The 24656-nt window shown below is 71.6% G+C and carries 17 protein-coding genes; 12 read left to right on the forward strand and 5 right to left on the reverse strand.

Annotated features, from left to right (window positions below; all coding sequences use genetic code 11):
* From ybeY to VMS22_14910, 3 genes are read left to right on the forward strand one after another with little or no spacing between them, the layout of a single operon-like run.
* Complete coding sequence (gene ybeY, locus VMS22_14900) at positions 1 to 435, forward strand: rRNA maturation RNase YbeY (GenBank protein HXJ35319.1); 435 nt, start codon at positions 1 to 3, stop codon at positions 433 to 435.
* Entirely contained in the window at positions 432 to 2024 is a 1593-nt protein-coding gene (lnt, locus tag VMS22_14905; GenBank protein HXJ35320.1) for an apolipoprotein N-acyltransferase, read from the forward strand. The genes ybeY and lnt overlap by 4 nt, the downstream gene beginning before the upstream one ends.
* 53 nt (positions 2025 to 2077) lie before the next feature.
* Positions 2078 to 2686 (forward strand): hypothetical protein, encoded by a 609-nt coding sequence (locus VMS22_14910; protein ID HXJ35321.1) that lies wholly within the window; start codon positions 2078 to 2080, stop codon positions 2684 to 2686.
* Here the strand turns inward: VMS22_14910 and VMS22_14915 are convergent.
* The 3 genes from VMS22_14915 to VMS22_14925 are packed head-to-tail and all read right to left on the reverse strand — an operon-like array spanning position 2676 to position 9311.
* On the reverse strand, positions 2676 to 5936 hold the full coding sequence (locus VMS22_14915; protein HXJ35322.1) for an AAA family ATPase: 3261 nt from the start codon (positions 5934 to 5936) through the stop codon (positions 2676 to 2678). The genes VMS22_14910 and VMS22_14915 overlap by 11 nt on opposite strands.
* A gap of 4 nt (positions 5937 to 5940) precedes the next feature.
* A complete protein-coding gene (locus VMS22_14920) occupies positions 5941 to 7785 on the reverse strand; it encodes a DUF1302 family protein (protein HXJ35323.1) in 1845 nt (614 codons plus the stop codon).
* Positions 7782 to 9311, reverse strand: coding sequence for a hypothetical protein (locus VMS22_14925; protein HXJ35324.1), 1530 nt, complete (start codon positions 9309 to 9311; stop codon positions 7782 to 7784). The genes VMS22_14920 and VMS22_14925 overlap by 4 nt, the downstream gene beginning before the upstream one ends.
* A 76-nt stretch (positions 9312 to 9387) precedes the next feature.
* On the opposite strand from VMS22_14925, the gene VMS22_14930 reads away from it, so the two are divergent.
* From VMS22_14930 to VMS22_14950, 5 genes are all read left to right on the forward strand, one after another.
* Positions 9388 to 10146 (forward strand): SDR family NAD(P)-dependent oxidoreductase, encoded by a 759-nt coding sequence (locus VMS22_14930; GenBank protein ID HXJ35325.1) that lies wholly within the window; start codon positions 9388 to 9390, stop codon positions 10144 to 10146.
* A complete protein-coding gene (locus VMS22_14935; protein ID HXJ35326.1) occupies positions 10143 to 11081 on the forward strand; it encodes a GNAT family N-acetyltransferase in 939 nt (312 codons plus the stop codon). The genes VMS22_14930 and VMS22_14935 overlap by 4 nt, the downstream gene beginning before the upstream one ends.
* Positions 11082 to 11162: 81 nt before the next feature.
* A protein-coding gene (gene prfB, locus VMS22_14940; protein HXJ35327.1) for a peptide chain release factor 2 occupies positions 11163 to 12273 on the forward strand; the annotation gives its coding sequence in 2 pieces (ribosomal slippage) (positions 11163 to 11231 and positions 11233 to 12273; 1110 coding nt in all).
* Positions 12270 to 12893 carry a phosphoribosyltransferase family protein gene (locus VMS22_14945; GenBank protein ID HXJ35328.1) on the forward strand — a complete coding sequence of 208 codons (624 nt, stop codon included), beginning with the start codon at positions 12270 to 12272 and terminating at the stop codon, positions 12891 to 12893. The genes prfB and VMS22_14945 overlap by 4 nt, the downstream gene beginning before the upstream one ends.
* Positions 12894 to 12925: 32 nt before the next feature.
* The gene (locus VMS22_14950) at positions 12926 to 14743 is read left to right on the forward strand and encodes a choice-of-anchor Q domain-containing protein (protein ID HXJ35329.1); all 1818 of its coding nucleotides are present in this window, start codon (positions 12926 to 12928) and stop codon (positions 14741 to 14743) included.
* Between the two features lie 219 nt (positions 14744 to 14962).
* On the opposite strand, the gene VMS22_14955 is transcribed toward VMS22_14950, so the two are convergent.
* Together VMS22_14955 and VMS22_14960 are read right to left on the reverse strand one after the other, a co-directional pair.
* Positions 14963 to 17254, reverse strand: a complete 2292-nt coding sequence (locus VMS22_14955; GenBank protein ID HXJ35330.1) for an arylsulfatase — start codon at positions 17252 to 17254, stop codon at positions 14963 to 14965.
* A 45-nt stretch (positions 17255 to 17299) separates the two neighbouring features.
* Positions 17300 to 17686, reverse strand: coding sequence for a YciI family protein (locus VMS22_14960; GenBank protein HXJ35331.1), 387 nt, complete (start codon positions 17684 to 17686; stop codon positions 17300 to 17302).
* A 101-nt stretch (positions 17687 to 17787) separates the two neighbouring features.
* On the opposite strand from VMS22_14960, the gene VMS22_14965 reads away from it, so the two are divergent.
* The 4 genes from VMS22_14965 to VMS22_14980 all read left to right on the forward strand — a co-directional run.
* Positions 17788 to 19251 carry a DASS family sodium-coupled anion symporter gene (locus VMS22_14965; GenBank protein HXJ35332.1) on the forward strand — a complete coding sequence of 488 codons (1464 nt, stop codon included), beginning with the start codon at positions 17788 to 17790 and terminating at the stop codon, positions 19249 to 19251.
* Between the two features lie 245 nt (positions 19252 to 19496).
* Positions 19497 to 20594 (forward strand): LLM class flavin-dependent oxidoreductase, encoded by a 1098-nt coding sequence (locus VMS22_14970; GenBank protein ID HXJ35333.1) that lies wholly within the window; start codon positions 19497 to 19499, stop codon positions 20592 to 20594.
* 36 nt (positions 20595 to 20630) lie between these two features.
* On the forward strand, positions 20631 to 21599 hold the full coding sequence (locus VMS22_14975; protein ID HXJ35334.1) for an SDR family NAD(P)-dependent oxidoreductase: 969 nt from the start codon (positions 20631 to 20633) through the stop codon (positions 21597 to 21599).
* Positions 21600 to 21698: 99 nt separating this feature from the next.
* The coding region (locus VMS22_14980; protein HXJ35335.1) for a hypothetical protein at positions 21699 to 24656 on the forward strand (2958 nt) is incomplete at its 3' end.

Here is a 24656-nt window from a genome sequence, read left to right on the forward strand (position 1 = left end):
ATGGCGGTGCTCGTCGCGATGCGCGGGCGCCGGGTCCCGGCACTCGCACGGCGGCTCGGCCGCAGCGCCCGGCGCCTGCTGCGGGCGCTCGGGCTCGCCGACGCGGAGCTCTCGCTGGTGCTCGTCTCCGATCCCGTCATCCACGAGCTCAATCGCACCTGGCGGCGGAAGAACCGCCCGACCGACGTCCTCGCGTTCGCGCAGGGCGAAGGGCCGGGTCGCGCGCCCGAGGGACTCCTCGGCGACGTCGTCATCTCCGTCGACACCGCCCGCCGCCAGGCGGCGGCCCTCGGCCACTCGCTCGCGGTCGAGGGCGATCGCCTGCTCGTGCACGGCCTCCTGCACCTCCTGGGCTACGATCACGAGCGATCGGCCGGCGAGGCCCGTCGCATGCAGCGCAAGGAGCGCGCACTCCTGCGTGCGCTCGCAGGATGAGCGGGCCTGCGGTACTGATCGGGTCGAACGGCGCGGCGCAGGTCGCCGTCGCCGAAGGCGCGCCGCCCGGGCTGCGGTGGCGGAACGCGCTCGCGATCGTCTCGGGTCTCGCGCTCGCGGCCGCGTTCCCGTCCTTCGACGTCGAGCCGCTCGCGTGGATCGGCTTCGTGCCGCTGCTGCAGGCGATCCGCGGGCAGACGCCGGCGCGCGCGTTCCGCCTGGGATGGCTCACGGGGTTCGTCTTCTACCTCGCCACCACCTATTGGGTCGGCTACACGATCGTGCACTACACGAACGTGCCGCTCGTGATCGCCATGGCGATCGTGGTGCTGATGGCGAGCGCGCTCGCGTGCTACCACGGCGCGTTCGCGGCGGGCATCCGCTTCTTCGAGCGGGGCGGGCGCGATGCGGTGTGGCTCGCGCCGGCGCTCTGGGTGACGCTCGAGTGGATGCGTGGCTGGTTCTTCATCGGCTTTCCCTGGGGCGCGCTCGGCTACTCGCAGTATCGCTTCCACGACCTCGTCCAGATCGCCGAGCTGACCGGCGTCTACGGCGTGTCGGCGGTGCTGGTGCTCTTCAACGTCGTGGTCGCGAACGTGCTGCGCGAGCGTGGGACGAGCGTGCGACGGCAGCTCCCGGCGCTCCTCACGGTGACGGTCCTGCTCGTCGTGCTGCCGGCGCTCGGCCACTGGCGCATCGGCACGCTCGCGCGCGAGCCGATCACCGGAACCCTGCGCGTCGGGCTCGCGCAGGGCAACGTCGAGCAGGACCAGAAGTGGGATCCGGCATTCCAGGACGAGACCATGGCGCGCTACGAAGTGCTGACGCTCGACGCCACCCGCGACGGGGCGCGGCTCGTCGTGTGGCCCGAGACGGCGGCACCCTTCTTCTTCCAGAACCCGAGCGACCTGCGCGAGGGCGTGCTCGGGCTCGCGCGCCGGACCCGGACGCCGCTCTTGATCGGCACGCCCGCCTACGAGCAGACCGGGACCGGCCGCATGCAGCAGCGCAACCGCGCGTACCTCGTCGCACCGAGCGGCGAGGAGGCGGGCTACTACGACAAGATCCAGCTCGTGCCGTTCGGCGAATACGTGCCGTTGGCGCGGCTCCTCTTCTTCGTGAAACAGATCGTGACGGCGGTCGGCACGATCGGCGCGGGCGAGAACGCCACGGTCTTTCGCGTCCCGGAGGGGAAGTTCGGCGTCCTCATCTGCTACGAGGGCGTCTTCCCGGCGCTCACGCGCCGGTTCGTCGACGGGGGCGCCGACTTCCTCGTCAACATCACGAACGACGCATGGTACGGGCGGACGTCGGCGCCCTATCAACACCTCGTCCAGGCGAGCTTTCGGGCGATCGAGAACCGCGTGCCCCTGGTGCGCGCGGCCAACACCGGGATCAGCGCGATCATCGACCCCGACGGGCGCATCCGATGGCAGGGGCCGCTCTACGAGATGCTCTGGCACGTCGACGACATCCGCTGGACCGGCACGCGCACGTTCTACACTCGCTTCGGCGACGTCTTCGTATGGCTCTGTGCCATCGTGACCGTGCTCGGCCTCGTGACGACGGCGGCAAGAAAACCGTCTTGACGGAGTCGGAGCCAGGGGAGTACTGGATTGGACCGGAGATGCGCCTTCTTCTCATGAGCGCACTGCTGGCGGGCACCGTGGGGTGGCTTGCCCCGATCGCCCGGGCGAACGACGCTTCGACCGCCAGGGCGAAGGACGCCTTGAAGGTGTGCAACGAGGTCGACCGGATGCCCGCCGACAAGCAGAAGAAGATCGATTTCCTCGACAAGGGCGTCGAGATGGGCGAGGCGGCAATCGCGGCCGATGACGAGGACCCGCGCGCGCACTTCGCGCTCTTCTGCAACCTCGCCAAGCAGTGCGACATGGCCGGCCTCAGCTGGCGGATCCTCGGACGCCTGCGACGGATGCAGGCCGAGATCGATCGCGCGTACGAGCTGGCGCCGCGCGATCCCGACATCCTGGTCTCGAGAGGCGAGCTGCTGCGCCGGCTTCCGGGACCGCTCGGGGGCGACAAGGAAAAGGGCGAGCGGCTCCTGTTCCTGGCGGTCGAGATCAAGCCCGATCACGTCGCCGCCCGCCTCTACCTCGCGCGGGCACTGGCCGACGACGGCGCGCCGGAGGCCCGGGCGAAGGCCTACGAGGCGCTCGCCCTCGCCAAGAAGGCCGGGGCGGTCCGCGAGCAGGCCGAGGCGCAGGAGCTCCTGGCCTCGCTCAACGACTGACGTCGGCCGGCTCGACGCCGAGCTCGCCGAAGAGCGCGACGGCGTGGGCGAGGCACGCGCGCGCGTCGTCGCCGCCGACGCGAAGCGGCGACCCGTTCGCTTCGGCGAGGAGCGTGCCCGCTTCGCGATAGAGTCGCGCGAGCTCGGGACGCAGCCCCAGGCGTGTCGCCTCGCGGATGCCGCGCTCCCAGAGCACGACCGCGCGGCGCCGCCGGCCGCCGAGCCACGACGACGCGCCCGCCAGTCGCAGGGCCTCGGGCCTGCTCCACGCCACCCAGCGCGCCGCGCGCAGGGCCGCCCGCTCGGCACCGCGATCGTGCGCGTGTCGGGCCACGCCGAGCAGCAGCCGCGACCGCGCGTAGCGGCTGCGGTGGAACGGGGGCACGACGGCGACGCGGCGAACGATCTCGCCCGCGCGCGCGACGTCCGTCGCCGCCGCCGCGACGTCCCCCGATTCGACCCGGATCTTCGCCAGGATGCCGAGCGCATAGATGTTGAGCAGGTCGTCGCGATGGTCCGCGAGATAGGCCGACGCCGCGTCGAGCGCGGCCACGAGCCGCCCGCGCTCCAGGTGCAGGAGCGCGGTCATGGCCTGGCGGTTCGACTTCGCGAGCTCGAAGTCGAAGTCCCGCTCGATCGCGGCGAGGCGCGCGATGCCCGCCTCGCCGTCCGCGAAGCGGCCCTCGTGGATGCGCCGCTCGGTGAGCACGCCGAGGTACGTCGTGGCCTCCCACAGGCGCCCGAGCCGCACGTTCTCGGCGACGAGCGCGTCGTCGACCTCGCGCGCGAGGTGCCAATCCCCCGCGAGCACGTGGTGGATGTACTGCGTCGCCTCCACGCGCAGGAGCTCGCGCGGGTCGGCGTGGTCCACGAAGGCCGCGGCGCGCGTGAGCAGCCGCTGGCCGATCGCGAACGAGATGCCGCCGTATCCGAACAGGCCGCCCGCGCCGGCGTAGAGGCCCCCGGCCCGCGGCACCGTCGACGGATCGACGGTGCCGAAGCGCCGCAGGTTCTCCAGACAGTCGACGACGAGGCGCTGCGGATCGGCCGTGATCTGCGCCTCCTGCCGATGGAACATGAGGTCGAAGACCTCGCGGTCGTGCGCCGAAGCGGGGCGGCCGCTCGCGCGACGCAGCGGCGAGAAGAGCTGCCAGAGCACCACCGCGGCGGTCCCCGGCAGACGCAGAAGCGTTCGCGCGCGCCCGCGCGACACGTGCTCGCCCAGACATTCGAGCGCCCGGTTGAACGTCTCGCTGGCCTCGAGGAGTCGGCCGCGGCCGAAGAGGGCATGGCCCACGCGCGTGAGGAGCGCCGCTTTGCGAGCCGGATCGCCGCCCTCGCCGTGACGCAGGAGGTAGAGGCGCATCGCCTCCTCGAAGTAGTAGAGCGCCGCGTCGGAGGCCGCCGTGTGGATCGCCTGCTCGCCGGCGGCGACGAGATACTGCTCGGCCTCGGCGACGCGCTCGGCCCGGCCATAGTGGTAGGCGAGCATCCCGTAGCGCTCGGCGAGCCGATCGCCGCTCGAGGCGACGATCGCGTCGGCCACCTCGGCATGGAGGGCGATCCGGCGTGCGCGCAGGATCGCGGCATAGACGGCCTCCTGCGCGAGCGCGTGGGGGAAGGCGTAGCCCGGGTCGCCGTCGCGCGTGGTCGGACGCAGAAAGCCGCGTGCTACGAGCTCGCCGATCACCGCGTCGCCGTCGACCCCGGCGCCGAGGACGCGGAGCAGGATTCGCTGCTCGACCGTCGGTCCGATCACCGCGGCGACCTCGAGCGCACGACGCGCCGCGGGCGCGAGCGTCTCGGCACGGGCCAGCAGCAGCTGCTCGACCGTCTCGGGGATGGCGCTCGCATCGGCGCGATCGAGCCCGCGGGTGACCTGCTCGATGAAGAACGGGTTGCCGCCGGTGCGCGACACGACCCGGGCGGCGACCGTGGTCGCGACCTGCGTACCGAGGAGGCTGCGAACGAGGCGGTCGGCATCGGGTGGGTCCAGCGCCTGGAGCGGGATCCGCCGGCGCGCCGGTGGCAGAGGGTGCGTCGTCTCGTCGGGCTCCGGGCGCCGCGTGCAGACGAACAGAAGGGGCAGGGCGCGCGCCAGCCCGACGACGCTCGCGAGCAGCTCGATCGACGAGCCGTCGGCCCAGTGCACGTCTTCCAGCACGACGACCGTCGGAGCCTGCCACGCGAGCAGCTCGAAGAACCGTCGCAGGCTGCGCGCCACGATGCGCCCGAGGGCATCGTCTTCCGGCGCTGGTGCGGCGGAGGGGAGCGGCAGGCCCATCAGCGTGGCGAGGAACGGAAGCAGCGCCGCCGTCTCGCTCCTTGCGACCGGCTCGAGGGCGCGCGCGAGCGACGCGACGGCGTGCTCGTCCGTGTCCCGCTCGTCGATGCCGGCCCAGCGCCGGAGCAGCTCGACGAACGGGAGGAAGCCGGTACGGCGCCCGACCGCCGTGCATCGCCCCTCGAGGACGCGCGTGCCCTCCCGCTCGCACGCCGCCGCCATCTCGCGGACGAGCCGCGACTTGCCGATGCCGGCGTCGCCGACGACGTCGACCCACCCGCCGCCGTCCTCCGGCAGTCCTCGGACGCAGGCGCGGAGCACCTCCAGCTCGCGCGCCCGGCCGACGAACGGCGCCTCGGTCGGGCGGCCGGTGCGAGGGGTGGGCGCGGCGAGCGCCCAGGCGGCGAGCACCGTGTCCTCCGGGCCGCGCACGTCGGCGGCGGGCTCGAAGCGGAAGGCCTCCGCCACCTCGTCGTGCGCTCGGGTGCCGACCAGCACGCGACCCGGCGCCGCGGCGTCCTTCAGGCGCCGCGCGATGCCGACCGCGTCGCTCGTGACGGGCGCTCCCGGACCGCTCGCCTCGTCGGGATCTCCCACGAGGACGACGCCCGACTCGACGCCGACGCGGATCCCGGGCACGGCGCGCATCGCCGCTGCGGCCGTCACCGCCTGGTGGGCGGCGCGCTCGATCGCCGCCGGGGCGCCGAACGCCGCGACGAGCATCGCGTCCACGCGGTCGACGACCCGCCCGCCGTGTCCGGCGACGATCGTCGCGAGGTCGTCGAGCGCGGCGAGCGTGTGCGCGGCGGCCTCCTCGAGCACGGCGCCCGGCGTCGCCGGCAGCTCGGCAACGACGATCGTGGCGCGGCGGCGCGCGACGAGCGGCGGCGGACCGGTGCGGGCGGGCGGGGGCGGGGGGCCGCTCGGCCGGGGAACGATGCGCAGGCGAGGCGGGTCGTCGGCCATCGCGTCAGAACTGCAGCGTCATGCGGAGGCTCGTCTCCGAGCGTCCGGCGTTGAATCCGGCCAGGCCCCAGGTTTCGAAGATGGGCGTCGAGTGACCGCGCGGCGTGACGAAGTAGCGCTGCGCCAGGTTCACGACCAGGTCGTTGCGCACGAACCAGTCGACCGACCAGAACGGCTCCATGCCGAACTGGTTCACCGGGTCGACCACCAGCCCGAGCGTCGGCACGACGCTGCCGCCGCGGAAGAAGCCGGTGACGGCGAGCGACGCGAGCGCCTCCCAGCCGCGGATCTTGTCGCGGAAGGCGACATTGGGCGGCCGCTCGCGCGAGGGCAGATCGAGCCCGCCCACGAGGCACGACCCCGCGCGCCGTCGCTGCTGCGCCGGGAGGATCGCGATGTCCTGGGCGCGGCAGCTCGGGTTGTCGAGAAGATGGTGCCAGAAGAACTGGCCCGTCACGAGGAACGTGCTCACGCGGTTGAGCGGCCTGATCCAGGTCGGGCGATCGAAGCCGATCATGCCCTTCCACATGTCCTTCTTGGTGACGCCGGGCAGCGCCGGCACGTCGATCAGCGTCACGCGCGAGACGTCGAAGAACGGGATGCCCATGTCGTAGACCGTCTCGAGGCGGTAGACGGTCTGCGTCCAGGTCTCCTCGGCATAGTTCGCCGACAGGCCGATCGTGTGCACGTACGGCGAGATGGCTTTGGCGGGGAAGATGCCCCGGGCGAGGTAGCCGCGCGTGAGCTCGAGATCGCGCTGCGGGTTGAACGTGCGCGGCACGCCCGCGAGCGGCGCCGAGTTCGTGCCGTCGTCGCCCGCCCAGCGCTGGTAGAAGTAGACGAGCGCCAGCTCGACGCTGGCCGGCGTGACCGCATGCAGGCGCACGCCGACCTGGCTGTTCTCGGCGGGATTGCGCGACCAGTCGCCTTGCCCGAAGAGCTTCGTGCCGCCGATGAGGCTCGTGCACTTCCCGCTGCCGTCGTTCGGCCCGCCGTGGATCTTGGTCGGCGCACCGTCGCAGAAGCCGCTCACCATCGCGCCGTCGAGCGGGTTCGTGAGCGGGTTGAGGAACGGCAGGCCCCACGGGCGGGGGAGGTAGGCCTGCTTCGCCGGCTGCCAGTCGCCGGGATTCCAGTACCATTCGAGGAACGCCTGCGAGAGCGGTCCGATCTGATCCAGGTCGTAGAGGAAGTGGATCATCCAGAGCGGCTGGCGCAGCTCGTCCCATCCGAACGCGGGGGGCGGGATCTCCTGCTGTAGATGCCAGGTGAGGTCCAGAGGATTCACGCGGTCGAGCAGGCGGAAGTTGTCGCTCTCGCCCCACACGAGCTGCTGCTTTCCGGCGCGCACCGTGAGTGGCAGGCCGCGCAGCCGCACCTCGATCCACGCCTCGCGCAGCTCGTCGTCGAAGCGGAAGGCATCGCGCTCGCCGCGCGTGAGGCCGTCCAGCGTGAGCTGGCGATCGCTGAAGCCGGCCGCGCGCAGCGCGCCGGGCAGCCGGCGCCCGCTGTAGGCGCGGCCGTGGATGTCCTCGCGCGGCGCGAATCCGGGCGTCGTGTCGTAGACGCTGTCGTAGACGCCCCGCCACTGGACGAGGACCTGCGAGCGCTCGATGAACGGGACGTCGTAGCTCGAGAGGAAGCGCCCGTGGTCGAGCCAATCGTACTGGAGCCGCAGGCGCGCGGTGTTGCGCTGCTGGATGAACTGGTACGTCGACGCGTCGGGCGTGCGGACCAGGTTCTGCGTCTGGAGGTTGCCCGAGAGCTGGACCGCGCCGAAGCGCTGGGTGGCCGCCGCGGGCAGCGCCGCCGCGAGGATCGTGGCGCACACGATCCCGCCGCGGATCACGGACAGCTCTCGGTGTCGTGGTAGCACGCGTGCACCGGCAGGATGAGCGCCGATGCGCCGGGCAGGCCCGTCGTGACCGTGTCCAGGAGATTCTGCTGCGTCGCCGGCTCGCAGAAGACGTCGACGAGGACCGGCTCGGCGGTCTTCGGATAGGCGGCGTCCGGCCACGGGGGCACGGGCGTCGTCGCCTTGCCGGTCCGCTCGATCCGATCGGACGGGAAGCAGGGCAGGCTCGTCGTCGCCGCGCAGCACGTCTGCGAGAGACCGCCCTTGCGGTCGAGGCAGCGGGCCGTCGCCGGGTCGACCGGATCGGGGACCTGCGACACGCACGCGTCGCCGGTGCACGGCGCGCCGCACGTGCCGGCGCCCGGACAGCCGTTGCTCGCGAGCTGCCCGGCGCACGGGAGCGCGCCTTCGAGCGCGCGGCTGCTCGTCGTCACGTGGAGCGGGATCTGCAGCCGCGCGAGGAACGTACCGTCGGGGCGGCAGCTGCTCGAGAGCTTGAAGACCTGGTTCGCGTCGCTCACCAGCACCGTGCCCTCGACCCGGCACGCGCGTCCCTTGTCGGGCCCGGCGGTACACACGCCGGTGTCGCCGCGGGCATTCCCCGAGCACTGCGGGCAGACCACGCCGGGCGGCGCGAACCATACGGCGCTGCCGAGCGCGAGCGTCAGGTCGACGGCGCCGGTCGCGAGATCGGCCGTGCCGGTGATCGAGCCGTCGTACTCGTTGACGAGGCAGGTGGCGGCGCCGAGCACGAAGAGCGGCAGCGGCGGTCCGAAGGCGGGGTTGATCGTCCCGCGCCCCGTCTCGCTCGAGACGGTGCAGGTGGACGTGGTGCTCGGGTCGCATCCCGAGAGGCACGCGCGCAGCGTGGAGCCGCCGACGATCGGGAAGTTGTGCGCCACGCCCGTCCAGCCGTTGTCGAGATCGGTCCCGGCGTCCGCAGCGACGAGGCGCAGCTCGCGCGGACCACCGGCGGGATTGGGCGGGCATTCACCCTGCCCCTCGTTCGGCAGGCACTGGAGCGTCAGCCGATCGGAGTCGCGAGCCGTCTGGCCGCCGGCGGTGCCCTTCGCCCGCATGCGCAGTGCGAGTCGCTTGGATGGCCTCGAGTGCGACTTCCCGCGGAGCGGCAGCCGGACGATCGCGGCGGAGCCGCACGCAGCCTCCGACGCCGGTGTCACCGGGGGCGTCAGGGCCTGCGTCACGAGCTTCCCGGTCTGCGCGAGCACGCGCGAGACGGTGAGCGACGTGACGTCCGTCGCCGAGCACCCGCCGACGTCGGCCGACAGCACGCACACGTCGACCCCGAAGGTGCAGGCGCCGTCCTGCTGCCCGTCGGCGTCGCAGGCGGGATCGCCGTCGCGGCACGCGACGGCGGTCGCACCCTTCGTCGCCGTCATGCCGTCCCAGACCGCCAGGCAGTCGGTCGCCGCGGGGCCGCCACCGGCGACCAGCGCATGGGCGGCCGCGGCGGCCAGCAGGATCGTGGCTGCGGCGGTGCGCACCGGCGTGCGTGTCACCCCGATCGCCTAGCGCACGTGGCCGCGGCCGCGCAACGTCCTTGACCCGTCGTCGAGCCTCGGCGATGTGAGCGGCATGAAGGGATTGAGAGGGCGCCACGTGCTGGTCACCGGGGCGGCGAGCGGGATCGGCGAGGCCGTCTGCGTTCGGCTGATCGAGGAGGGCGCGGCGGTAGCGCTGGTCGACCGCGATGCGGACCGGCTGGAAGCCCTGCGAGCGAAGCTCGCAGGGCAGGGCGGCCGCCTCGCGGCCTTCCGGGTCGAGGTCGGCGACGAGGCGGCCGTGCGGGCGGCGGTCGACGGCGCGGTCGCGTCCCTCGGCGCGCTCCGCGGCGTCGTCACGAGCGCCGGCATCTTCGATCCCGGCGACATGCAACCGCTCGCCGGCGTCGAGCTCGCGACCTTCGAGCGCACGCTGCGCGTGAACCTCGTGGGGACGTTCCTGGTCGTGAAGTACGCGCTCCCGCATCTGGTGGCGCACGGCGGCGCCATCGTGACCGTGGCGTCGACCGCCGGGGTGCGCGGCCACGGCTTCGGGAGCGGCTACACGGCGTCGAAGGGCGGTGTCGTGGCGCTGACGCGTCTCCTCGCCGAGCAGTACGCGGGGCAGGGCGTGCGCACGAACTGCATCTGTCCGGGGGCCACCGACACCCCGATGACGGGCGGCGTCTACCACCAGCCCGAGATGAAGCAGCGCATGCAGCGCGCGATTCCGCTCGGCCGCGTCGCCGAGCCGCACGAGATCGGCGACGTCGCGTGCTTCCTTCTCTCCGACGACGCCGCCTACGTGAACGGTCAGATCCTGCCCGTCGACGGCGGCGCGACGGTGCGATGAGCGACGTCCAGGTCCGCACGATCGAGGAACGCGATCTTCCGGAGGCCGACCGCATCTTCCGGCTCGCCTTCGGGACGTTCCTTCGCCTTCCCGATCCGCTCGCGTTCGGCGGCGACTCGTCGTTCGTGCGCGCGCGCTTCCTCGCGAATCCCGGCGCCGGCTTCGTCGCGACGCGCGGCGGGGAGCTCGTCGGCTCCAACTTCGCGGTGCGCTGGGGCAGCTTTGGCTTCTTCGGGCCGCTATCGGTGCGCCCGGATCTGTGGAACGGCGGCGTGGGACGCCGGCTCCTCGATCCGGTGATGGCCCTGTTCGAGCGGTGGGGGATACGGCACGCCGGTCTCTTCACCTTCGCCGAGAGCGCGAAGCACGTGGGGCTCTACGGAAGCTACGGGTTCTACCCGAGGTTCCTGACCGCGATCATGTCGAAGGCGATCACCGCGCCGCCGGCGGCGACTGCACGCTGGTCACGCTTCTCCCAAGGCGCGCCCGCCGCGGCGCTCGCGCGCTGCCGCGAGATCACGAACGCCCTCTACGATGGGCTGGACCTCACCGACGAGATCCGCGCCGTCGCGACGCACGGCTTCGGCGACACCGTGCTGGTGGAGGACGGCGGTCGCCTCGCCGCCTTCGCCGTCTGTCACGTCGGGGCGGGCACCGAGGCGGGCAGCGACCAGTGCTTCGTCAAGTTCGGCGCCGTGCGCCCGGGTCCGGACGCGAGCGCCGACTTCGAGCGTCTCCTCGATGCATGCGAAGCCTTCGCCGCGGGGTGCGGCGCCGGCACGGTCATGGGCGGCACGAATCTCGCGCGCGAGGCGGCGTACCGCCGGATGCGCGCGCGGGGCTACCGGACGGTCATCCAGGGCGTCGCGATGCACCGCCCGAACGAGCCCGCCTACAGCCGGCCCGACGTGTTCGCGATCGACGACTGGCGCTGAGCCGGCCCGCTCGCAGTGCCCCGGGCCGTCGGCTAGATTCCGCGGGTCATGGAGCCGACGAAGGTGGCCGATCCCGCGACGTTGCTGGCCGAGCTGCGCGAGCGGGTGCGGGGGCTCGACGCGCGCGTCGCCGAGCTCGGGAGGCATCTTTGACCTCCCGGGCTTGCAGAAGCGCGCCGAGGAGCTGACCGAGCAGGCGGCGCGTCCGGATCTCTGGAACGATCCCAAGCGCGCGCAGGAGGTGACGCGCGAGAACGCCCGCGTCGGCGCGACCATCAACGGGTGGAAGGCGCAGCGGGAAGGGGTCGACGAGGCGCAGATATTCCTCGAGCTCGCCGAGGAGGGCGACGCCGAGGCGCTGGCCGAGCTGCAGGCGAAGGTCGGCGCCGTCACGAGCACGCTCGATCAGCTCGAGCTGCAGCAGCTCCTGGGCGGCGAGCACGATGCCGGCAACGCGATCGTCGAGATCCATCCCGGCGCCGGCGGGCTCGAGGCGCAGGACTGGGCCGAGATGTTGCTGCGGATGTATCTGCGCTGGTGCGAGCGGCGTGGCTTCAAGACCGAGCTGCTCGAGCATCAGCCCGGCGAGGGCGCGGGCATCAAGAGCGCCACGTTCACCGTCGCGGGCCCGTACGCCTTCGGCTACGCCAAGGCCGAGAGCGGCGTCCATCGCCTGGTGCGCATCTCGCCGTTCGACGCCAACGCGCGCCGCCAGACGTCGTTCGCGTCCGTGCTCGTGGTCCCCGACATCGAGGACGAGATCGAGATCGAGGTGCGGGACGAGGACCTCCGCATCGACACGTACCGGTCGTCGGGGGCCGGCGGGCAACACGTGAACAAGACCGACTCGGCGGTGCGCCTGACGCACCTGCCGTCGGGCATCGTGGTCGCCTGCCAGAACGAGCGCTCGCAGCACAAGAACAAGGCGATGGCGATGAAGATCCTGAAGGCGCGCCTCTACGAGATGGAGCAGCGCAAGCAGCAGGAGAAGATGGAGCAGCTCGCGGGCAACAAGTCCGACATCGGCTTCGGCCACCAGATCCGCTCGTACGTCCTGCACCCCTACCGGATGGTGAAGGACCACCGGACCAACACCGAGGTCGGCAACGCCGACGGCGTGCTCGACGGCGACCTCGACCCGTTCATCGACGCCTACCTCCGCTCGCAGCTCGCCGGCGGGGCGAAGAAGTGAGCGCGACCGCCGAGCGCGTGCGTGCGATCCTCGAGGGCGCGCGGGCGATCATCACCGGCAGCCACATCGTCTACACCTCGGGCAGGCACGGCAGTGCCTACGTGAACAAGGACGCCGTCTACCCCGACACCGCGCGCGTCGCCGAGCTCTGTCGCTTCCTCGCCGACGCCGCCGCGCCGCTGCGCCCCGAGATCGTGTGCGGGCCGGCGATGGGCGGCATCATCCTCGCCCAGTGGACCGGACATCACCTGGGCATCCCGGCGGTCTACGCCGAGAAGGCGGACGCGGGCGGCATGGCCCTGCGACGTGGCTACGATGCGCTGGTCGCCGGACGGCGCGTGCTGGTCGTCGAGGACATCCTCAATACCGGCGGCTCGGTGAAGGACGCGGTCGCGGCGGTGCGCGCCGCGGGCGGCGACGTCGCCGGCGTCGCGGCTCTCGTGAACCGCGGGCGCGTCACCGCCGCGGACGTGGGCGTGCCCGCGCTCGCCGCGCTCCTCGACGTCGAGCTCGAGGCGTGGGACGCGGCCGCGTGCCCGCTCTGCCGCGACGGCGTGCCGGTGAACACGACCGTCGGAAAGGGACGCGAGTTCCTCGCGAAGCGCCGCCAGACCGGTTGACACGCTCGGCGGCGCCGTGCGCACGAAGGGCCATGCGTACGGCGATCGGCCTCGTCCTCCTCGTCTTCGCGGCGCGCTCCGGCCCCGCGGCCGACTTCAACATCGGGCCCGGCGACGCGGCGTCGCTCCAGAAGGCGCTGACGGTCGCCGCCGCCACGCCCGAGGCGGACACCATCACGCTCGCGGCCGGGTCGACGTACAGCATCACGACGGCCGTCGAGGGCAACCAGGCGCTCCCGAGCATCACGACGCCGATCACGATCGTCGGCAACGGCGCGACGATCGAGCGCGCCACGAGCTTCGTCGGCGACATGCGCATCCTGCGCATCGCCGGGCCGTTCGGGGACGTGACGCTCCGGAACGTCACCATTCGCGGCGGGCGTCTTTCGAGCGGCGCCGCCGGGGCGGGAGCGCTCAGCGTCGGGCTCGGGCTCACGATCGAGGACAGCACGTTCACCGACAATCGCTGCGACGACGCCGCGCAGCTCGGCCAGGGCGGTGCCGTCTACATGGACGCGCCGCTGACCATCCGGAACAGCACGCTCAGCCAGAACCACGCCAACAAGGGTGGGGCGATCGCGAACCCGTTCGGGCGTACGCTCACGATCGAGCGCTCCCACATCGTGGACAACGTCGCCGCGGGGCTCGGCGCTTCTGGCGGCGGCGTGGGCGGCGCGATCGCGACGACGTTCGGGGAGATCGCGATGACCGACTCGACGGTCGCCGGGAACCAGGCGCTCGCGCCGCCGACCGGCAACGCGCTCGGGGGCGGCATTGCGAACGAGGACGGCAATTGGACCATCACGCGATCGACGGTGAGCGGCAACAGCGCGACGTCGACCGCGCCGAGTACGGGGAACGCCCTCGGGGGCGGCATGTATTCGACGGGGGGCGGCACGATCACGCTCGTCAACAGCACCGTGAGCGGCAACCGGGTCCTCATGGCGGGTGCCGCGCGCGTCGACGGCGGCGGCGTCGCGGCCGAGGGCGCCGGGTCGTGGACGCTGCGCAACGTGACGATCGCGGGGAACAACCTGCCGGCCGCTCCGGCGAACCGGCGCGGCGGCGGGATCTTCGTGTCCGGCCCGACCTTCCACGTGCAGAACTCGATCATCGGCGACAACGTCGCCGACGCGGGCCCCGACTGCTTCACCACCGTGGGGAGCACGATCGTGTCGGGGGGCTACACGCTGTTCGAGAGCACCGCCGGCTGCGCGATCGCGACCGGAACGGGCGACGTGACGGGGCAGGACGCGTTCCTCGGGCCGCTCGCCGACAACGGCGGCCTCACGCTCACGCACGCGCTCGGCGCGGCCAGCCCGGCGGAGAACGCCGGCAATCCCGAGAATCCCGGGCAGGACGCCGACGCGTGCGAGACCGTCGACCAGCGCTGCTTCGGCCGGCCCGCCGGCGGTCGCTGCGACATGGGCGCGGTGGAGCAGGGTGCGATCGCCGTCTGCGCCGACGTCACCACCACGACCACCACGACGACGCTACCCGCCGGCTGCGGCCTCTCCGCCGCGACCTTCGCGTCGATCCTGTGCCGTCTCGACGAGCTCATCGCCGACGTCCAGGGCACCGCCGCCCTCGGCAAGCAGCAGGCGAAGCTCCTCCAGAGCGCCCAGTCGGGGCGCGACAAGACCACCGACGCGCAAAGCCTCTCGTCCGCCGGCAAGGCGAAGCCCGCCAAGAAGAAGCTGAAGAAGGCCGCCCGCGCCGTCACGAGCTTCGTACACCGCCTGAGCTCCCGCAGCGCCCGCAAGTCCATCCCCACCGAAACGCGCCAGCCCTTGCTGGACGCCGCCGCCCCGATCGCCGCCGACCTCAAGACTCTCTCACAGAGCCTCTAGGAGGCCGAGCCAAGACTACGTCTTGGCTCGGGGTAGGACGCGAGAGTGTGTCGCGTTCGTGGCGCGTGCCCGGACGCCACACTCTCGCGTCGGCTTCCTGCACCCGTGCGTACCAGCGTTGCGGCGCCGGCTTTGCCGGCCGCCGCACCCCGCCCGCGCGTACCACCGACGCCCCACCTACGCCCTCGCCCCGAGACGAAGTCTCGGGGCGAAACCAAACTACTGCACGGTCCAGGCTCGCCGGATCTCGGTCACCAGGTCGACGATCGGCGTGCCCGACACGTCGACGGTGACGTCGTGGAGCGTGCCGGTGAAGCGAAACGGTGAGGCGTAGGCTTCGGTCACCGGCGTGCCGTCGTCGTAGCCGCAGCACATGCCCTCGCCGGCGAGCGCGAAGCGAAACGGCGCCGTGCGCTTCACGATCTGCTCCGCCACCACCTCGCCATCGACGACCAGCTCGGCGTTCATCGCGAGCCCGCGCTGGGGGGTCATCTGCACGCCAACCACGTGGCGACCCGGCCCGAGCGGCCGGCTCGACACGGTCGTGCGCTCGAGCCCGACGAAGTTGTACGCGTAGTGCGCGCGGCCATCCTTCACGTACAGCGAGAAGCCGCCGAAGCGGCCACCCTGGGCGAGGAGCACGCCCTCGGCGCCGGCGGCAGGCACCTCGATCCGCGCGACGATCCGGTGCGGCCGGAGCTTCAGCTTGGGCGCCAGCTCCTCGGGCAACGCGAGCGCGCCGGCACGCAGCACGAGCCGATCGCTCGGCGGAACGGGCGGCGGGCGATCCTGCGCGAAGAGGCGCACGGCCTGCAGCGGCAGCGCGCCGTATCGCTCGGCCTCGCGGAGCCACAAGTCCTGCAGCTCACGGAGCTTCTCGGGGTGCTCGGCAGCCAGGTCGTTGCACTCCGACGGGTCCTCGGCGACGTGGTAGAGCTCCCAGCGATCCTCGGAGTGATCGGCGTACGGATTGTCGCCGTCCTGGTAGGGGAAGAGGGAGTGGAACGCGACGGCCTTCCATCCCCGGTGGTAGAGCGCGCGACACGCGAACTGCTCGTAGTATTGGGTCTCGCGATGCTCGGGCGCGGCCGGGTCGGTGAGCGACGCCGCGAAGCTGCGGCCGGCGACGGGCTCCTGCGCGACGCCGTTGAGCATCTCCGGCATCGCCACCTCCGCCAGATCGAGGATCGTCGCCGCCACGTCGATCGCGTGCACGTACTGATGGCGGATGGCGCCGCGGTCGACGATCGCCGGCCAGCGCACGATGAGCGGGTCACCGATGCCGCCCTCGTGCGTCTCGCGCTTCCAGCGCTTGAAGGGCGTGTTGCCGGCGAGCGCCCACCCCCACGGATAGTGGCCGTACGTGTGCGGCCCGCCGAGCTCCGGCAGGAGCGCCAGCGTGCGCTCGACGTCGTGCGGGAGGCCGTTGAACACGAAGTTCTCGTTGAACGTGCCGTGCGGTCCACCCTCGGCGCTGGCGCCGTTGTCGGAGAGCAGCACGACGAGGGTGCGATCGAGCTCGCCCGCCTGCGCGAGGAAGTCGAGCAGCCGGCCCACGTGGTGGTCGGTGTGCGAGAGGTAGCCCGCGTAGACCTCCATCATGCGCGCGTACACACGGCGCTCGGCCTCGGGGAGCGCCGACCACTCGGGTACCCACCCGGGACGCGGGCTGAGGCGCGTGCCCGGTGGGATGATGCCGAGCTCCATCTGGCGCGCGTGCGTTCGCTCGCGCCACGCGTCCCATCCGTCGTCGAACTGCCCGCGCTGGCGGTCGAGCCACTCGCGCGGCGCCTGGTGGGGCGCGTGGCAGGCGCCGAGCGCGAGGTAGAGGAAGAAGGGCTTGCCCGGATCGGCGGAGCGGAGGTCCGTCACCATCCCGACCGCGCGGGAGACGAGATCCTCGGTGAGGTGGTAGCCCGGCGGCGGCTCGAAGGTGATCGGCGTGTTGTCGACCACGAGCTCGGGAAAGAACTGGTTCGTCTCGCCGCCGAGGAAGCCGTAGTAGCGCTCGAACCCCTGCGCGAGCGGCCAGCGGTCGCGTGGCGCTGCGACGTGCGTCTCGTCGGCGGGCGCGAGGTGCCACTTGCCGACCGCGAGGGTCGCCCAGCCGCTCTGCCGGAGGACCTCGGGAACGAACCCGCACGACTTCGGGATGCGGCCGTTGTAGCCCGGGAAGCCCATGGCGAGATCGGTGATGCCGCCCATCGCGCAGGTGTGCGGATTGCGCGCCGTCATGAGGCACGCACGTGTCGGCGAGCACATCGCCGTCGTGTGGAAGTTCCGGTAGCGCAGGCCGTCGGCCGCCAGCCGGTCGAAGACGGGCGTCGGGATGTCCGAGCCGAAGCAGCCGAGCTGCGCGAAGCCCACGTCGTCGAGCACCATGAGCAGGACGTTCGGCGCGCCGTCGCGGGCGCGTTGCGGCACGGGCCATGCGGGCTCGGACTCGGCGAGCGTCATGCCGACGCGGCCGGGGAAGGGTTCTCCGTCGTGATACGTGCGGACGTCGGCCATGGCGGCATCCTGCATCACGAGGGCAGGCGCCGTCGAGCCGCGGGCTCAGACCTGGGACGAGCAGGTGAACGAGCCGTGGCACAGGCACCGCTCCCAGACGGGACGGACCTCCGTCACGGCCGACTCGAAGACCAGGGACTTCTTCGCCCACTCGATCGCTTCGGCCTTCGACGCGCAGCGCACGAGGTTGAAGCCGCCGAGCACCTCGCGCGTTTCGGTGAACGGCCCGTCGACCGTCGCGATCGCGCCCCGCTCGAGGCTGACGCGGGTCGCGGTGGCGGACGGCCACAGGCGGACGCCCATGATGTCCTTGCCCAGGCCGACCAGCTCCTGATGAACCTTCGTCTTCTCGGCCACGATGCGGTCGAGCTCGGCGGGCGACATGCGCGCCATGGCCATCTCGTCGCAGACGTACATGATCATGAAGTTCATGGTCCCCTCCTTTGGCTCGATCATAGGACGAACGGGAAGGGCCCGAATCGACAGGGGTCCGCGTGCGAGGGCCGGGGCGGGTCTGATAAGACCCGCGCGCAATGAGCGTTCCGCAGGAGACGTCGGCGAAGTCGGCGATCGTCGTCGACACGCGCCCGCTGCGCGTGATCCTCCTCGAGCGCGCCGTGCGGCCCGGCATCTTGGTCGGGACGGCGCTCCTCTACTGGCTGATCGTGACGCGTTCGCCCCCCGAGGGCCTGACGGTCGGGGGCCTGAAGGCCGTCGCGGCGTTCGTCGTCTGCCTCATCCTGTGGGTGACGAGCGTCCTGCCGCTCATGGTGACGAGCCTGCTGGCCCTGGTCCTGCTGCCCACGAGCGGCGTCCTGCCGGCGAGCAAGGTGTACGGCCTGTTCGGCAACGAGGCCGTGTTCTTCATCCTGGGCGTGTTCATCCTCGCCGCCTGCCTCATGAAGTCGCGCCTCTCGGCGCGCCTCGCGCTCGGCATCCTGCACCGCTTCGGGCACAGCCCGCGGGCGCTCCTGATGAACATCTACCTCCTGAACGCGTTCATGTCGTTCTTCATGTCCGAGCACGCCGTCGCGGCCATGAACTTCCCGATCATCATGGAGATCGTCGGCGTCCTCCGCCTGCAGAAGGGCCGCAGCAACTACGCCAAGGCCTTGCTGCTCTCGATGGCCTGGGGGACGACGATCGGCGGCGTGGCGACGCTGCTCGGCGGCGCGCGCGCCCCGCTCGCCCTCGGCATGGCGCGCGAGGCGTCGGGCCAGACCTACAGCTTCGCGCAATGGGCCTTCGCCAACCTGCCGATCGTCGCGATCCTGCTGGTGGTCGGGTGGGTCGTCATCGTCACGTTCTTCCCGATCGACGTGAAGAGCATCCGCGAAGCCGACGAGCTCATCGCCGAGAAGCAGCTCGCGCTCGGCCGCATGAGCTACAAGGAGAAGGCGATCGCGTGGATCATGCTCGGGACGCTCGCCGGCTGGATGATCGGCGGCGAGGAGCTGGGGCTCGCGTCGGTGGCGCTCGCCGCGGTCGTCGTCCTGTTCGTCATGGACCTCGTGCGCTGGGGCGAGATCGAGCCGTACGTGAGCTGGGGCATCCTCCTCATGTATGGCGGCGCCATCGTGCTCGGCACGGTCATGAGCGAGTCGGGCGCCGCCGTCTGGATGGCGAAGCACACGATCGGCCGCTGGGCGGGCAACGCGGCGACGGCGTTCCTCATCATCTCGGCGCTCTCGATCCTGCTGACCGAGCTCATGAGCAACTCGGCCGTCGTGGCGCTCCTGATGCCGGTCACGCTCGGCATGTGTCAGGCGCTGGGCATCGAGCCGCGCGTCATGGCGCTGGTCGTCTCGGTGCCGGCGGGGCTCGGCTTCACGCTGCCGATCGGGACGCCGTCGAACGCGATCGCGTACTCGTCGGGCTACCTGAGCGTCCGCGACATGATGGTCCCAGGGGCGATCCTGGCGTTCTCCTCGTGGGCCGCGTTCAACGTCGTCGCCCGGTTCGTCTGGCCGCTGATCGGGATCACGACGGCGGGGTAGGGCGGCGACGTCCTGGCGTCGGTGCCGCGAGGTCGGGGGCAAGGCTTCGGCTTCGGCTGCGCCGCGCGAGAAGACACACGGATCGTCACGGCCCGACCTTGCGTCGCGCCGCTTCGCAGGCGCCTCCGCCTTGCCCCCGACCTCGCGACGCGGCACCGGCGTCGGATCGCGCCCGTCGTGTCCGGTCGGCCGGGGTTGTGATGGGTCGCGTCTCGGGGTTAGTGCTGGAGGGAGGAGGGCATCGCGTGCACGTCGGAACCGGGTTGATCTTTCAGGCCACGGACAAGAGTCGGACCGATCTCGAGGTCTATCAGAACGAGCTGCGGCTCGGGGTGCTGGCGGAACGGCTCGGGTTCCAATCGATCTGGGGCGTGGAGCACCACTTCACCGACTACACGATGTGTCCGGACGTCCTCCAGTACCTCACCTACTTCGCGGCCAAGACCGAGACGGTCCAGCTCGGCTCCATGGTGGTAGTGCTGCCGTGGCACGATCCGCTGCGCGTCGCCGAGCAGGTGTCGATGCTCGACAACATGTCGAACGGCCGTCTGATCCTCGGCCTCGGGCGCGGCCTCGGCCGCGTCGAGTTCGAAGGCTTCGGCGTCGACATGAACGAGAGCCGCGAGATCTTCATCGAGTCGGCGCAGATGCTGCTCGGGGGGCTCGAGACGGGTGTCTGCGAGTTCGACGGGACGCACGTGAAGCAGGTCCGCCGCGAGATCCGCCCGCGGCCGTTCAAGAGCTTCCGCGATCGCACCTACGCCGCGGCCGTGTCGCCCGAGTCGGTCGAGATCATGGCGCGCCTCGGCGTCGGCATCCTCATCATCCCGCAGAAGCCGTGGGACGTCGTCGCGGCGGAGCTGGCGACCTATCGCGACGTGTTCCAGCGCGTGAACGGGCGTGCGGCGCCGGCGCCGATCGTCGGCGCGTGGACGTTCTGCGACGAGGACGAAGGGCGCGCCCGCGAGATGGCCGTGCGCTACATCGGCGGCTATTGGAACACCGTCGTCCAGCACTACGAGCTTCGCGGCGACCACCTGAAGCACACCAAGGGCTACGAGACGTACGGACGTCTGCAGGACGTCGTCAACGTCGAGGGTGGCGCGGACGCGGCGACCCAGTTCTTCCTCGACATCCAGGTGTGGGGCACGCCCGAGCAGTGCTTCGACAAGATCATGCGCATCCGGTCCGTCACGGGTCTGGAGTGGTACAACGGCGTCTTCAGCTACGCCGGCATGCCCTGGGCCGACGTCGAACGGAGCATGCGCCTGTTCGCGCGCGAGGTGATGCCGCGCCTGAAGGCCGTCGGCGCACCGGAGAGCCTGCAGGCGAAGTCGGCCTAGAGACGGGCGCTTCGCGCCGGAGAGGTGACACGCACGATGAACAGCTTCCGGGGGAGAATTGCCGTCGTCACGGGCGGCGGCACGGGCATGGGGCGCGAGCTCACGCGGCAGCTCGCCGCCGAAGGCTGCCACGTCGCGATCTGCGACGTGTCGGCCGAGAACATGGCCGAGACGAAGCGTCTGGCCGAGGCCGGCGCCACCGCCGGCGCGCGCGTCACGACGCACCTCTGCGACGTGTCCGACGAACGGCAGGTGCTGGCCTTCCGCGACGCCGTCGTGGCGGAGCACGCGACCAAGCACGTGAACCTGCTCTTCAACAACGCCGGCATCGCCGGGGGCGGGGAGTTCGTCCACGGCGACCGCGCGGAGTGGGAGCGGACGTTCAACGTCTGCTGGTACGGTGTGTACTACTGCGCGCGCGCCTTCATGCCGCTGCTGGTGGCCAGCGACGAGGGCTGCATCATCAACACGAGCAGCGTGAACGGCTTCTGGGCATCGCTCGGCCCGAGCATCGCGCACACGGCGTACAGTAGCGCCAAGTTCGCGGTGAAGGGGTTCACGGAGGCCCTGGTGACCGACCTACGCCTCAACGCCCCGCACGTGAAGGCGGTGCTCGTCATGCCGGGGCACATCGGCACGTCGATCATCTTCAACTCCGGAAAGGTGCTGGGGAAGGCCGACGCGCTCGCGGCGTCGGCCGAGGACGTCGGCAACCTGCGCACGATGCTCGTACGGCGCGGCCTGCCGCAGGACGCCCTCACCGACGATCAGCTCCGCGCCCTGATGCACCAGATGGCGGTCGCGTTCCGCGACAACGCGCCCACGTCGGCCGCCCAGGCGGCGACGACGATCCTCGACGGCGTCCGCAACGAGACCTGGCGGGTGCTCGTCGGCGAGGATGCGCAGGTGCTGGACCGCCTCGTGCGCGAGATGCCGGAGCTCGCCTACGAGTCGTCGTTCGCGAAGACGCTGAACGACCAGGGACACATGCGCCTGCTCGAGTGAGCCGGCCGGCGGGGCCGGAATTGCTCTCCGTCGCCTCATCTGCCATCCGTCTGCCACCGTCGGCGTGCTGTGGGGGGCGGGCCCGGAGCGAGGTGACGGATGAGGCGGGGCGCGAAGTGGGCGGCTCGAGGGGTGCTCGTGGGAGCCGCATTGATGTCGTGGGGCGTCCACGACGCGCGCGCCCAGTGGGTCACGCGGCGAACCCTGATCGCGCCCGGTGGGATCACCTTCGTCGGCAACACGCTCGGGCTCTCCAAGCTCCTGAACGCGAACGCGCCCGGGACAGAGCACTCGATCGGCGCCTTCGTCACCGTCGACACGACGCTGCAGGACGGAACGTATCCGCTCGGGACTACGAACGACTGGCGCCTCGACTCGGCGAGCGCGATCCTGGCGCTTCCGCCCGGCAGCACGGTGATCTACGCCGAGCTCGTCTGGGCCGGAAGCTACAGCTATGGCGGCGAGGACGTCATCGCATTCGAGAACGACCCCGTCACCTTCACGACGCCGGTCGGGGCCTCGAGCGTCAGCCCCGATCCGGTGACGGCGAAGAGCCGTGGCACTGGGTCGGGCGGCGCCTGCGCGACGCTCCCCTGCATGTACGTGCGCTCCGCCGAGGTCACCGCGCTCGTGCAGGCCGGGGGCAGCGGCACCTACACGGTCGGCAGCGTTCCCGGCACCCAGGGCGACACCGACAACAGCCAGAATGCCGCCGGCTGGACGCTCGCCGTGATCTACGGCGATCCGACGCTGCCGACGCGCGATCTGACGCTCTTCGTCGGCGCCGAGACGGCCGGCGCGCCCGAGGCCGCGGCGAGCGGCTTCTGCACGCCGCCCACGGGGCCGGTAGCCGGCCGGCTCGCCGTCAGCACCGTCGAAGGCGACTCCGTCCTCACGGGCGACACGATGCGCTTCGGTCCGACGGCCCCCCTCGGCCTGGCCGACCGGGTCCTGGGTCCGAACAATCCGCTCACGAACTTCTTCGACAGCCAGATCAATGGCGACGACGGCCTGCTCGTCACCACCGGCACCTTCGGCACCCGCAATCACATCCCCGGCTCGAACATCGTCGGCGGCCGGCAGGGGTGGGACATCACCCAGATCGACGTCTCGTCGCGGCTCGCCAACGCGCAGACGACGGCGTTCGCACAGGCGACGACGACCGGCGACACCTTCGTCGTCTCGACGCTCGGGCTCGCGATCGACGTCGGCGCACCGCGCTTCGCCCTCAACGCGAAGTCGGTCGACAAGCTCGCGACCGTCGTCGGCGACACGCTCACCTACACGATCGTGCTCGACAACAGCGCGGGCTCGGCGGACGCGACGGGCCTCGTCTTCACCGACCCGCCGCCCGCCGGCACGACCTTCGTCGCCGGCAGCTTCCGCATCGACGGCGTGGTACAGCCCGGCGCCGATCCGGCGGCGGGAGTTCTCGTCGGCACCGTCGTGCAGGGCACGACCAGGACGGTGACCTTCCAGGTCCAGGTGACGGCGATCCCGGCCGCGCCGGCGACGGCGCAATATGCGAACGGATCGGGCTGGACGTACCAGTTCACGAGCTGCGCCGGCCAGCCGACACAGAACGGCGCCGTCACGAGCAACGTCGTGACGACCGGTGTGCCGCGCATCGACGCCACGAAGACGGTCGCGCCGCTGGCTGCACTGCCGCTGCAGACGCTCACCTACGACGTCGTCGTCACGAACGACGGTACGGTCCCGGCAACCGGCGTGACGTTGACCGATGCGATCCCGGCCGGCACGACGTACGTTCCCGGGAGCACGACGCTCAACGGCGCGGCCGTCCCCGACGTGGCCGGGGCGATGCCATTCGCGACGGGCGGGCTCGTGAGCAGCCCGGCCGCGCCGGCAGGGCAGATCGACGTCGGCACCAGCGCCGCGGTGCGCTTCCAGGTGGTCGTCAATCTCGGCGCCAGCGGCAGCGTCACCAACACGGCGCTCATCGAGCCCGACGGCCCGGGCGGCCTTCCTCCCTTCGCTCGGCAGGCGATCACGAGCCTCCTGCCGTCGGCCGACCTCGCGGTCACGAAGACGGGCCCGGCGAGCGTCGCCTCGGGAGCCGACGTCGTCTACACCGTGACGGTCACCAACAACGGTCCCGCCGCCGCGACCGGCGTCGTCCTGACCGACACGCTGCCGCCCGAGGTGACGCTGGTCGGCGCCATGCCCGCGCAGGGGAGCTGCTCCGGTACGACGGCGATCACGTGCACGCTCGGCATGATCGCGCCGGGCGCCTCGGTGCCGGTGACGATCACGACGCGCGCGCTTCCGAGCGCAAACGGAACCTTCACCAACGTCGCCACGGTCGCCGGAACGACGCCGGACCCGAATCCCGTGAACGACACCGCGATGACCGACACGACGGCGATTCCCACTGCGGACCTCGCCGTCAGCAAGACGGGCACACCCGACCCGGTGGGCGTGGGGTCCCCGCTCACCTACACCATCGCGGTCACGAACCAGGGACCGGGCGACGCGACCGGCGTCACCGTGACGGACACGCTCCCGGCGGCGGTCGGTCCGGCGACGTTCACGGCGTCGCAGGGGACCTGCGCGATCACCGCGGGAACGCTCGCCTGCACGCTCGGCGCGCTCGCCGCTGGGGGAAGCGCGACGCTGGTCGTCGACACCACCCGTACCGCGACGGGTGCGTTCAGCAACACGGCGGTCGTCGCCGGCAACGAAGCCGACCCCGACCTCACCAACAACTCGTCCACGGCGAGCACCGCGTCGCTCGCGACCGAGTCGTGCGGCAACTGCGTCGACGACGACGGTGACGGGCTCGTGGACCTCGACGATCCCGACTGCTGCCCGCAGGTGGGGACGCTCGAGGTGACCTCCGCCAACGTTCGTCCTCGCAAGCGGCCGCGCGGCATGCTGCGCCTCAAGCTGAAGGCGCAGCTCGGCGGCCCCGGGCTCGAGGTCGTCGATCCGCTCCACACCGACGTCTTGGTGGCGCTCGCGGACTCGGGAGGCCCGCTTCTGTGCTGCACGCTCGGGAGCGAGCACTGGATGCGCCTCTTCAAGCAGCACTACGGA

This window comes from Candidatus Eisenbacteria bacterium, assembly GCA_035577985.1.
Taxonomy (GTDB): domain Bacteria; phylum Desulfobacterota; class Binatia; order DP-6; family DP-6; genus DATJZY01.

Bases quoted from the DNA above. Each gene is read 5' to 3' on its own strand.
- VMS22_14975 (HXJ35334.1), top strand. From the start codon at position 20,631: ATGAACAGCTTCCGGGGGAGAATTGCCGTCGTCACGGGCGGCGGCACG.
- VMS22_14935 (HXJ35326.1), top strand. From the start codon at position 10,143: ATGAGCGACGTCCAGGTCCGCACGATCGAGGAACGCGATCTTCCGGAG.
- VMS22_14915 (HXJ35322.1), bottom strand. From the start codon at position 5,936: ATGGCCGACGACCCGCCTCGCCTGCGCATCGTTCCCCGGCCGAGCGGC.
- VMS22_14950 (HXJ35329.1), top strand. From the start codon at position 12,926: ATGCGTACGGCGATCGGCCTCGTCCTCCTCGTCTTCGCGGCGCGCTCC.
- VMS22_14910 (HXJ35321.1), top strand. From the start codon at position 2,078: ATGAGCGCACTGCTGGCGGGCACCGTGGGGTGGCTTGCCCCGATCGCC.
- VMS22_14965 (HXJ35332.1), top strand. From the start codon at position 17,788: ATGAGCGTTCCGCAGGAGACGTCGGCGAAGTCGGCGATCGTCGTCGAC.
- VMS22_14955 (HXJ35330.1), bottom strand. From the start codon at position 17,254: ATGGCCGACGTCCGCACGTATCACGACGGAGAACCCTTCCCCGGCCGC.
- VMS22_14960 (HXJ35331.1), bottom strand. From the start codon at position 17,686: ATGAACTTCATGATCATGTACGTCTGCGACGAGATGGCCATGGCGCGC.
- VMS22_14930 (HXJ35325.1), top strand. From the start codon at position 9,388: ATGAAGGGATTGAGAGGGCGCCACGTGCTGGTCACCGGGGCGGCGAGC.
- ybeY (HXJ35319.1), top strand. From the start codon at position 1: ATGGCGGTGCTCGTCGCGATGCGCGGGCGCCGGGTCCCGGCACTCGCA.
- lnt (HXJ35320.1), top strand. From the start codon at position 432: ATGAGCGGGCCTGCGGTACTGATCGGGTCGAACGGCGCGGCGCAGGTC.